This window comes from Pseudomonas sp. P4_C8 (assembly GCF_056401975.1).
This window is the reverse complement of the sequence record NZ_JBFUIH010000055.1, coordinates 24,450-33,064: the sequence shown is the minus strand read 5'-3', so window position 1 is coordinate 33,064 and position 8,615 is coordinate 24,450. Positions and strand designations below refer to the sequence as shown.

Annotated in this window: 4 protein-coding genes and 2 pseudogenes; 5 read left to right on the top strand and 1 reads right to left on the bottom strand. The window is 59.1% G+C overall.

Annotated elements, in window-relative coordinates:
* On the bottom strand, nucleotides 1-3,005 hold a 3,005-nt coding region (locus AC1DWM_RS26030), incomplete at its 3' end, for a retention module-containing protein (RefSeq protein WP_477796507.1).
* 358 nt (nucleotides 3,006-3,363) lie between these two features.
* Here AC1DWM_RS26030 and AC1DWM_RS26025 point away from each other — a divergent pair.
* The 5 genes and pseudogenes from AC1DWM_RS26025 to AC1DWM_RS26005 form a co-directional block, all read left to right on the top strand.
* Nucleotides 3,364-3,579 (top strand): annotated as a pseudogene (locus AC1DWM_RS26025) (TolC family outer membrane protein); the annotation flags it as partial.
* Nucleotides 3,580-3,586: 7 nt separating this feature from the next.
* A pseudogene (locus tag AC1DWM_RS26020) lies at nucleotides 3,587-3,850 on the top strand (TolC family outer membrane protein); the annotation flags it as partial.
* A gap of 36 nt (nucleotides 3,851-3,886) precedes the next feature.
* The gene (locus AC1DWM_RS26015) at nucleotides 3,887-6,043 is read left to right on the top strand and encodes a type I secretion system permease/ATPase (protein WP_223521061.1); all 2,157 of its coding nucleotides are present in this window, start codon (nucleotides 3,887-3,889) and stop codon (nucleotides 6,041-6,043) included.
* Nucleotides 6,033-7,400 (top strand): HlyD family type I secretion periplasmic adaptor subunit, encoded by a 1,368-nt coding sequence (locus AC1DWM_RS26010; protein WP_223521063.1) that lies wholly within the window; start codon nucleotides 6,033-6,035, stop codon nucleotides 7,398-7,400. The genes AC1DWM_RS26015 and AC1DWM_RS26010 overlap by 11 nt, the downstream gene beginning before the upstream one ends.
* Before the next feature lie 305 nt (nucleotides 7,401-7,705).
* On the top strand, nucleotides 7,706-8,608 hold the full coding sequence (locus AC1DWM_RS26005; RefSeq protein ID WP_477796506.1) for a TauD/TfdA dioxygenase family protein: 903 nt from the start codon (nucleotides 7,706-7,708) through the stop codon (nucleotides 8,606-8,608).
* The last annotated feature ends 7 nt before the right edge of the window (nucleotides 8,609-8,615 follow it).

The following is an 8,615-nucleotide window of genomic DNA, read 5'->3' as shown; positions in this document are numbered from 1 at the left end:
CTGATATTCAGCGTGCTGGTGGAACCGGTGTTGGTGGTGTAGGTGACGGTCGGCACGGTGCCGTTGTAGTTGGAGTCCGGAGTAAAGGTGTAAGCACCGTTCGCCCCGATCACCAGGGTGCCGACGTTGGCGATGATCGCCGGGGTGGCGCCTGCGGCGTACTCGGTGCCGCCAACCGTGAAGGTGGCCACGCTCAGGAGATTATCCACATCGTGGTCGTTGGTCAGCACGTTACCGGTTGCAACATGGTCTTCATCGACAGTATTGGTGTCCGCGGTCAGGACGCTCGGGTCATTGACCGGAGTGACGCTGATATTCAGCGTGCTGGTGGAACCGGTGTTGGTGGTGTAGGTGACGGTCGGCACGGTGCCGTTGTAGTTCTCCACTGGGGTAAAGGTGTAAGCACCGTTCGCCCCGATCACCAGGGTGCCGACGTTGGCGATGGTCGCCGGGGCGCCTGCGGTGTACTCGGTGCCGCCAACCGTGAAGGTGGCCACGCTCAGGAGATTATCCACATCGCTATCGTTGCCSAGCACGTTGCCGGTGGCCGCGTGGTCTTCATCGACAGTGTTGGTATCCGCGGTCAGGACGCTCGGGTCATTGACCGGAGTGACGCTGATATCCAGCGTGCTGGTGGAACCGGTGTTGGTGGTGTAGGTGACGGTCGGCATGGTGCCGTTGTAGTTGGAGTCCGGGGTAAAGGTGTAAGCACCGTTGCTGGCGATGATCAGCGTTCCGACACCGGTCATGGTTGCGGTCTGGCCCGCCGTGAAGCTGCCGTCGACCCCATTCACGCTGAAGCTGGAGACGCTCAGGAGATTATCCACATCGCTGTCATTGCCCAGCACGTTACCGGTTGCAACATGGTCTTCATCGACAGTGTTGGTGTCCGCGGTCAGGACGCTCGGGTCATTGACCGGGGTGACGCTGATATTCAGGGTCGAAGTGACGTCAGTACCGGAGCCGTCGGTGACGGTGTAGCTCACGCTTGGCACCGTGCCGTTGTAGTTGGCCGCCGGGGTGAAGGTGTACGCCCCGTTCGCCCCGATCACCAGAGTGCCGACGTTGGCGATGGTCGCGGTGCTGCCGGCGGCGTAGGTGGTTTCACCGATGGTGAAGTTCACCACGCTGACCTGACCGTCGACGCTCGAAGTACCCGCCAGCACGCTGCCGGTCACTGGGGCATCTTCCAGAGTGGAAACCGTCTCGTTGGCATCGGTGAAACTGTCATCCACCGGGGTGACGCTGATATTCAGGGTCGAAGTGACGTCAGTACCGGAACCGTCGGTGACGGTGTAGCTCACGCTTGGCACCGTGCCGCTGTAGTTGGCCGCCGGGGTGAAGGTGTAGGCGCCGTTCGCCCCGATCACCAGAGTGCCGACGTTGGCGATGGTCGCGGTGCTGCCGGCGGCGTAGGTGGTTTCGCCGATGGTGAAGTTCACCACGCTGACCGGACCGTCGACGCTCGAAGTACCCGCCAGCAAGCTGCCGGTGACGGCGGCGTCTTCGCTGGTGGTCACGGTTTCGCTGGCATCGGTGAAGCTGTCATCCACCGGTGTGACGCTGATACTCAGGGTCGAAGTGACGTCAGTGCCGGAACCGTCGGTGACGGTGTAGCTGACGCTTGGCACCGTGCCGCTGTAGTTGGCCGCCGGGGTGAAGGTGTACGCCCCGTTCGCCCCGATCACCAGAGTGCCGACATTGGTGATAGTCGCGGTTTCACCGGCTTGGTACTGGGTGCCGCCAACCGCGAATTTCACCACGCTGACAGGGCCGTCGACGCTCGAGGTACCGCTGAGGACACTGCCGGTCACTGGGGCATCTTCCAGACCGGAGACCGTTTCGCTGGCATCGATGAAGCTGTCATCAACCGGGGTCACGCTGATGTTCAGGGTCGAAGTGACGTCAGTACCGGAGCCGTCAGTGACGGTATAGCTGACCGTTGGCACCGTGCCGTTGTAGTTGGCTGCCGGGGTAAAGGTGTAGGCGCCATCGGCTGCAATGACCAGGGTGCCGACGTTGGCAATGGTGGCGGTCTGGCCGGCGGTGAAGGTGGCATTGATGCCGGCGATGGTAAAGGTCGCCACGCTCAGGACATTGTCGATGTCGCTGTCGTTGCTCAGCACGTTGCCGATCGCAGGCGTGTCTTCTGCAATGGTTTGGGTGTCTGCAGTCAAAACACTCGGATCATCGACCGCCGTCACGGTGAGATCCAGCGTGCTGGTCAATCCGGTATTGGTGGTGTACGTGACTTGCGGTACGGCGCCGTTGTAGTTGGCGTCTGGAGTAAAGGTGTAGTTGCCATTGGTACCGATGGTCAACGTACCGACGCCGACGATGGCCGCCGTCTGGCCTGCGGTGAAACTGCCGGTCATGCCCGCGACGGTGAAGCTGGCGACACTGAGAGGCGTGTCGGCATCGCTATCGTTGTTCAGTACGTTGCCGGTCGCGACACTGTCTTCGGCCTGTGTGCCGGTATCAGCGGTCAGTACGCTCGGAGCGTTGGTGACCGTGGTGTTCTGATTGCTGCCGGTATCGAGCGTGGTGGTTGTGGCAGTGAAATCTGGACCGTCGGTTGGGAAACCAACGGTAGGGGCCACCCGGCCAGCGGTTGCATCCAGCATCACGAAGCTGTGACCGCCACCTGCCGCGCCGCCCGTGCCGGCAGCCGTAGGGCCGGCCGCGGTGGCTTCAAGGTCTTTGGTCGGGTCGGCGCCGGCAACAATGGCTTGCTGCAATTCTTCAACCGATGGCGCGGCTTGTGCGGTGGCTTCTGTCAGGCCGCTGCTGGAATCCGGAGCGCTGCCGCTCCACTGAGTGTCGCGACCCAGGTCCAGGGTCTGGCCGTCAGCCAGTTCGAGCGTTACGGCGCCCGCTGCACCAGTGTCTACCTGATCGCCGACCAACAGCCGATCGCCTTCAATGAGTACACGACGGACGCCCTCTGGGGACACCGCGAAAACTTGACCGACAATGCTTTTGACGATGGCAACAACACTGCTCATTGAAGACTCTCCTGGTGATGCGTTCAGTTGACTTCCATGGACTTGGCGGACTTGGCCTGCCCAGTCAGGGCGTACTTTCAAACAAGATTAGACGTAAGTTTGACGCGGCTATTCGTCAATAAATTGTCTATACTTTTTCGTAATTAACAATATGCCAAACTATTGACCTTGCAGTTGCCATCCTAAACACTCGTCCCAGTAATGTCACATTGATATTTAGGTAACGAACTGTCCTGCCGAGTGTGATCCAGCGCTAACTTTCTACTTTCCGACGTACGGTCTTTCGAGCAGCCAATATCCAATGCAGTCGTACGTTCTTAAGTGATTCAGGACAAGAAGTCCTGGAGGAATTCGAACCATTCGTCAGCAACTGTTCAAGTCTTCACCCAGCGCCAATGCGGCCGGTTTTGTTCAGGAACAGATCCTTATGCAGGCAATACAACAGGCACTGGAGATCCATCCGGAAGTCCAGGCAAGTATTAATAGTCGATTGGCCGCGGATTATCGGTTAAAGGCGGCCAAAGGTGGATCCCTTCCCCGGGTCGATCTGCCGGGCGGTTATGGTCGTGAAGGCCGCTTAACAATATGTCGATCACAACACCGGCGTGCGCACAGTATTTTAGAAACAGTTCAGTCTCTGTGAGCGCTACTTGATCGACAGCGAAAACGAACTGTTTAACGCTTTCCGTTGTTTGGCTGAGATCAAAACTATTCAGTTATTTACTCAATACCGAAACAAGGCGACCATGAGCGCGTTGCTCAAGCGCCAGGGAGTGGTCGCACCGTTAGCTTTCGTTGTGCAAAACGACGTGAAGCCGCAGGTTCAGCTCCTCGGGATGAATTGAGTCCTCCCTTTTTACCGTTAGCCAAGAGTGTCGAGCGTGGAATCAGAAGTCAGTCGGGTTCAACTCATCCATGATCCACGCACGCTGCATGACGATCCGTTACTGGATGGCCTGCTAGCCCTTTGCACATTGCATCAGAAGCCGGCCAGCGCCGCGATGTTGACCACCGGCCTGCCATTGCCCAAGCAACGCCTGAGCGTCGAGTTGCTACCTCGCGCAGCGGCTCGCGCCGGCCTGCAAGGTCGGGTGTTGCAACGCAAGCTTGAGCAGATCCCGGCGATTGCGCTGCCGGCACTGTTGTTGCTCAAGGACGGTCGCAGTGCAGTTCTGCTCGGCTGGCTGGGTGACGACCAGGCTCGCGTGCTTCTGAGCGAAAGCGATGGCGGCGAAAGTGTCGTCAGTCGCGAGTTGCTCGCCGATGACTACACCGGCAAAGTGTTTTTCGCCCAACCCCAGCATAAATTCGACGTCAATCACGGCACGCTGATCCCGCGCGCACGCTCGTGGTTCCGCGACACCCTCAAGCGTTCGCGCTGGCTCTACGCTGACGCCATCGCCGCCAGTTTCCTGATCAACATCATCGCCATGGCCGCGCCGCTGTTCGTGATGAACGTCTACGACCGCGTCGTACCGAACCAAGCCGAATCGACCCTGTGGGTATTGGCCATCGGCATTACCGGTGCTTACCTGTTCGACCTGATCCTCAAGAGTCTGCGCAGTCTGTGCCTGGACCTGGCCGGAAAGAAAACCGACCTGATCATCTCAGCCACATTGTTCGAACGCATCGTCGGCATGGCCATGAAGTACCGACCGGCCCGGGTCGGCAGCTTCGCCCAGAACATCCATGAGTTTCAGAGCCTGCGCGACTTCCTCGCCTCGCTGACGCTGACCAGCCTGATTGATCTGCCATTTACGCTGCTGATCTTCATGGTCATCGCAATTATCGGCGGGCACCTGGTGTGGATTCCTGTGCTGGCGTTCCCGATTGCCTTGCTGATCGGCTACGCACTGCAGAAACCGCTGGTGGCGACTATGGAGCGAACCATGGCCCTGGGCGCCGAGCGTCAGTCGAGCCTGATCGAAACCCTTGCCGGCCTCGACGCGGTGAAGGTCAACAACGCCGAAAGCGAACGTCAGTATCAGTGGGAACAAACCATTGGCACCCTCAGCCGCCTCGAACTGCGGGTGAAAATGCTCTCCGGCCTGGCGATGAACATCACGTTGCTGATCCAGCAGCTGGCCGGGGTCATCATGATCGTCTTCGGCGTGTACCAGATCATCGCCGGCAACCTGAGCATGGGCGGTCTTATCGCCTGCTACATGCTCAGCGGTCGTGCCCTCAGTCCGCTGGCTTCGCTGTCCGGCCTGCTGACGCGTTACCAGCAAGCGCGGGTGACCATGACCTCGGTCGATCAAATGATGGAGTTGCCGCAAGAGCGCAACTTCGAAGAGCGCCCGCTGAGTCGCAAGGTGCTGCAAGGCGGCATCGAGTGCCGGCAGTTGAATTTCACCTACCCGGGCCAGCAGAACCTGGCGCTGAAGAACATCAACCTGAGCATCAAGCCGGGCGAGAAGATCGGCATCATCGGTCGCAGCGGTTCAGGCAAAAGCTCCCTGGCCAAACTGGTGGTGGGGCTCTACCAGCCGGACGACGGCGCGCTGTTGGTGGATGGCGTCGACATTCGCCAGATTGACGTGAGCGAATTGCGCTACAACATCGGCTACGTCGCGCAGGACATCCAGCTGTTGGCGGGCACCCTTCGCGACAACCTGGTGTCGGGCGCACGTTATGTCGAAGACGAATTGGTCTTGCAAGCCGCCGAACTGGCCGGTGTGCATGAATTCGCCCGTCTGCACCCGCAAGGTTATGAGCTGCAAGTCGGTGAGCGCGGGCAGAACTTGTCTGGCGGTCAGCGCCAGAACGTCGCGCTGGCCCGGGCATTGCTGCTCAATCCGCCGATTCTGCTGCTCGACGAACCAACCAGCGCCATGGACAACACCGGTGAAGAGCGCCTCAAACAACGCCTCGCGGCCATGATTGAAAACAAGACTGTGGTGCTGGTCACGCACCGGGCTTCACTGTTGTCGCTGGTGGATCGCTTGATCGTCATCGACCGTGGACAAATTCTCGCCGATGGCCCGAAAGCCGTCGTGATGGAAGCGTTGAAGAAGGGGCAGATCAGTGTTGCTTAAGTCGGGTTTCAAAAATGCGATCGGTCGTTACTTCAAAGGCTCCGATTCACTGCATGGCCAGCCTTTGCCCGAGGTCAACAAAGCCCTCATCGAAGACGCCCCGCGTGTGGTGCGGTTGACGATCTGGGCAATCATCGGATTTTTCGTGTTTCTGATGCTCTGGGCCAACTACGCCGTGATCGACGAGGTCACCAAGGGCGACGGAAAGGCAATTCCGTCGTCCAAGATCCAGAAAATCCAGAACCTTGAAGGCGGGATCGTCTCTGAGTTGTTCGTCAAGGAAGGGCAGATCGTTGAGGCCGGTGCGCCRCTGATTCGCCTGGACGATACGCGCTTTGCCTCCAACGTCGGTGAAACCGAAGCGGATCGATTGTCGATGCTGCTGCGGGTTGAGCGCTTGAGTGCGGAAGTTGACGATCGTCCGCTGAATTTCCCGGCTGATGTGCTCAAAGCCGTGCCCATTCAGGCGGCCAGCGAAGAGTCGCTGTACACCAGCCGTCGTCAGCAACTGCACGATGAAATCGGTGGTTTGCAGGAGCAATTGATCCAGCGTCAGCAAGAGCTGCGTGAATTCACCTCTAAGCAGTCGCAGTACCGTAACGGGTTGGCGTTGCAACGCCAGGAAATCAACATGTCCGAGCCGTTAGTGGCCCAGGGCGCGGTGTCGCCGGTTGAAGTGCTGCGGCTTAAGCGTGGGGAAGTCGAAACGCGCGGGCAACTGGATGCCACGACGCTGGCGATCCCTCGAGCCGAATCGGCGATCAAGGAAGTGCAGCGCAAGATCGACGAGACGCGTGGCAAATTCCGCAGCGAAGCGCTGACCCAACTGAACGAAGCGCGCACCGATCTGAACAAGGCCCAGGCCACCGGCAAAGCGCTGGAAGACCGGGTCAGCCGGACGCTGGTGACATCGCCGGTACGTGGCATCGTCAACAAGTTGTTGGTGAACACCATTGGCGGCGTGATTCAGCCGGGCAGCGATCTGGTGGAAATCGTGCCGCTGGACGATACCTTGCTGATCGAGGCGAAAGTTCGCCCGCAAGACATCGCCTTCCTGCATCCGGGGCAAGAAGCGACGGTGAAGTTCACGGCGTACGACTACACCATTTATGGTGGGTTGAAGGCCAAGCTTGAACAGATCGGCGCTGACACCATCACCGATGAAGACAAGAAGAATACGTACTACATCATCAAGCTGCGCACTGATCGCAGCCATCTGGGGACGGATGAAAAGCCGTTGCTGATCATTCCGGGGATGGTGGCGTCGGTGGATATCATCACCGGCAAGAAGTCGGTGCTCAGCTATTTGCTCAAACCGATTATTCGGGCGCGGGCTGAGGCATTGCACGAGCGATAGTTCTCGGCTGAGGCTGATGGCCTCATCGCGGGCGAGCCCGGCTCCTACAGGGACCGTGTTGATCACACGATCCCTGTAGGAGCCGAGCTTGCTCGCGATGGCGGCTTCAAGGACAACACACCTCAAAAGCAATATCGTTATTCGCTATCGGTATTTAAATTTCAATTCTTATACCTATAAAGTCACTCCCCTGCGTACCTGCCGACTAATCGGCGCGCCGCACGACACGAACCAACACGGGACCTCCGTGAGTTTCTTGATCGACGCGCGCGCCTTTGAGCGTGCCGTGCGTGGGAGTGATTTTTATGTCAGCCGTCTCTTTGTCTTCAGCGAATGCCTCTCAAAGCATCGCGCCTCAAACCTTTGACATCCACCCGTTCAGCGGCGCCGTCGGTGCCGAAATCATCGGCCTCGACCTGTCTCGGCCAATCAACGATCAGGACTTCGCCCGCATCCATCGCGCGCACCTGGATCATCACGTCGTAGTGTTCCGCGACCAGCGCATTACCCCTGAGCAGCAGATCGCCTTCAGCCGTCGATTCGGCGTGTTGCAGATCCATGTGCTCAAGCAATTCCTGCTGGCCGGCCACCCGGAAATTCTCATCGTTTCCAACATTATCGAAAACGGCCAATCCATCGGCCTCGGTGATGCCGGCAAGTTCTGGCACTCCGACCTGTCCTATAAAGAGCTGCCCAGCCTGGGCTCGATGCTGCACGCCCAGGAATTGCCGTCCGAAGGCGGCGACACCTTGTTCGCCGACATGCACAAAGCCTGGGACAACTTGCCCGACGCGTTGCGCAAAGCGGTCGAAGGCCGATCCGCGGCGCACTCCTACACCGCGCGTTACAGCGAGACCAAATTCGAAGGCAACTGGCGCCCGACTCTGACTCCGGAGCAGCTCGCACAAGTCGCCGAAGTGATTCATCCGATCGTGCGCACGCACCCGGAAAACGGACGCATGGCGTTGTTCGTCAGCGAAGGCTTTACCACGCGCATCGTCGGTTTGCCGGAAGACGAGAGCAAGCAACTGCTTGATGAGCTCTACGCCCATAGCGTGCTGCCGCAAAACATTTACCGCCATCAATGGCAGCCCCATGACCTGGTGTTCTGGGACAACCGCTCGCTGATCCACCTCGCCGCCGGATGCCCCAGCCATCTGCGCCGCAAGCTGTTTCGCACCACCATCCAGGGCGACGCGCCTTTCTGATTTGTCG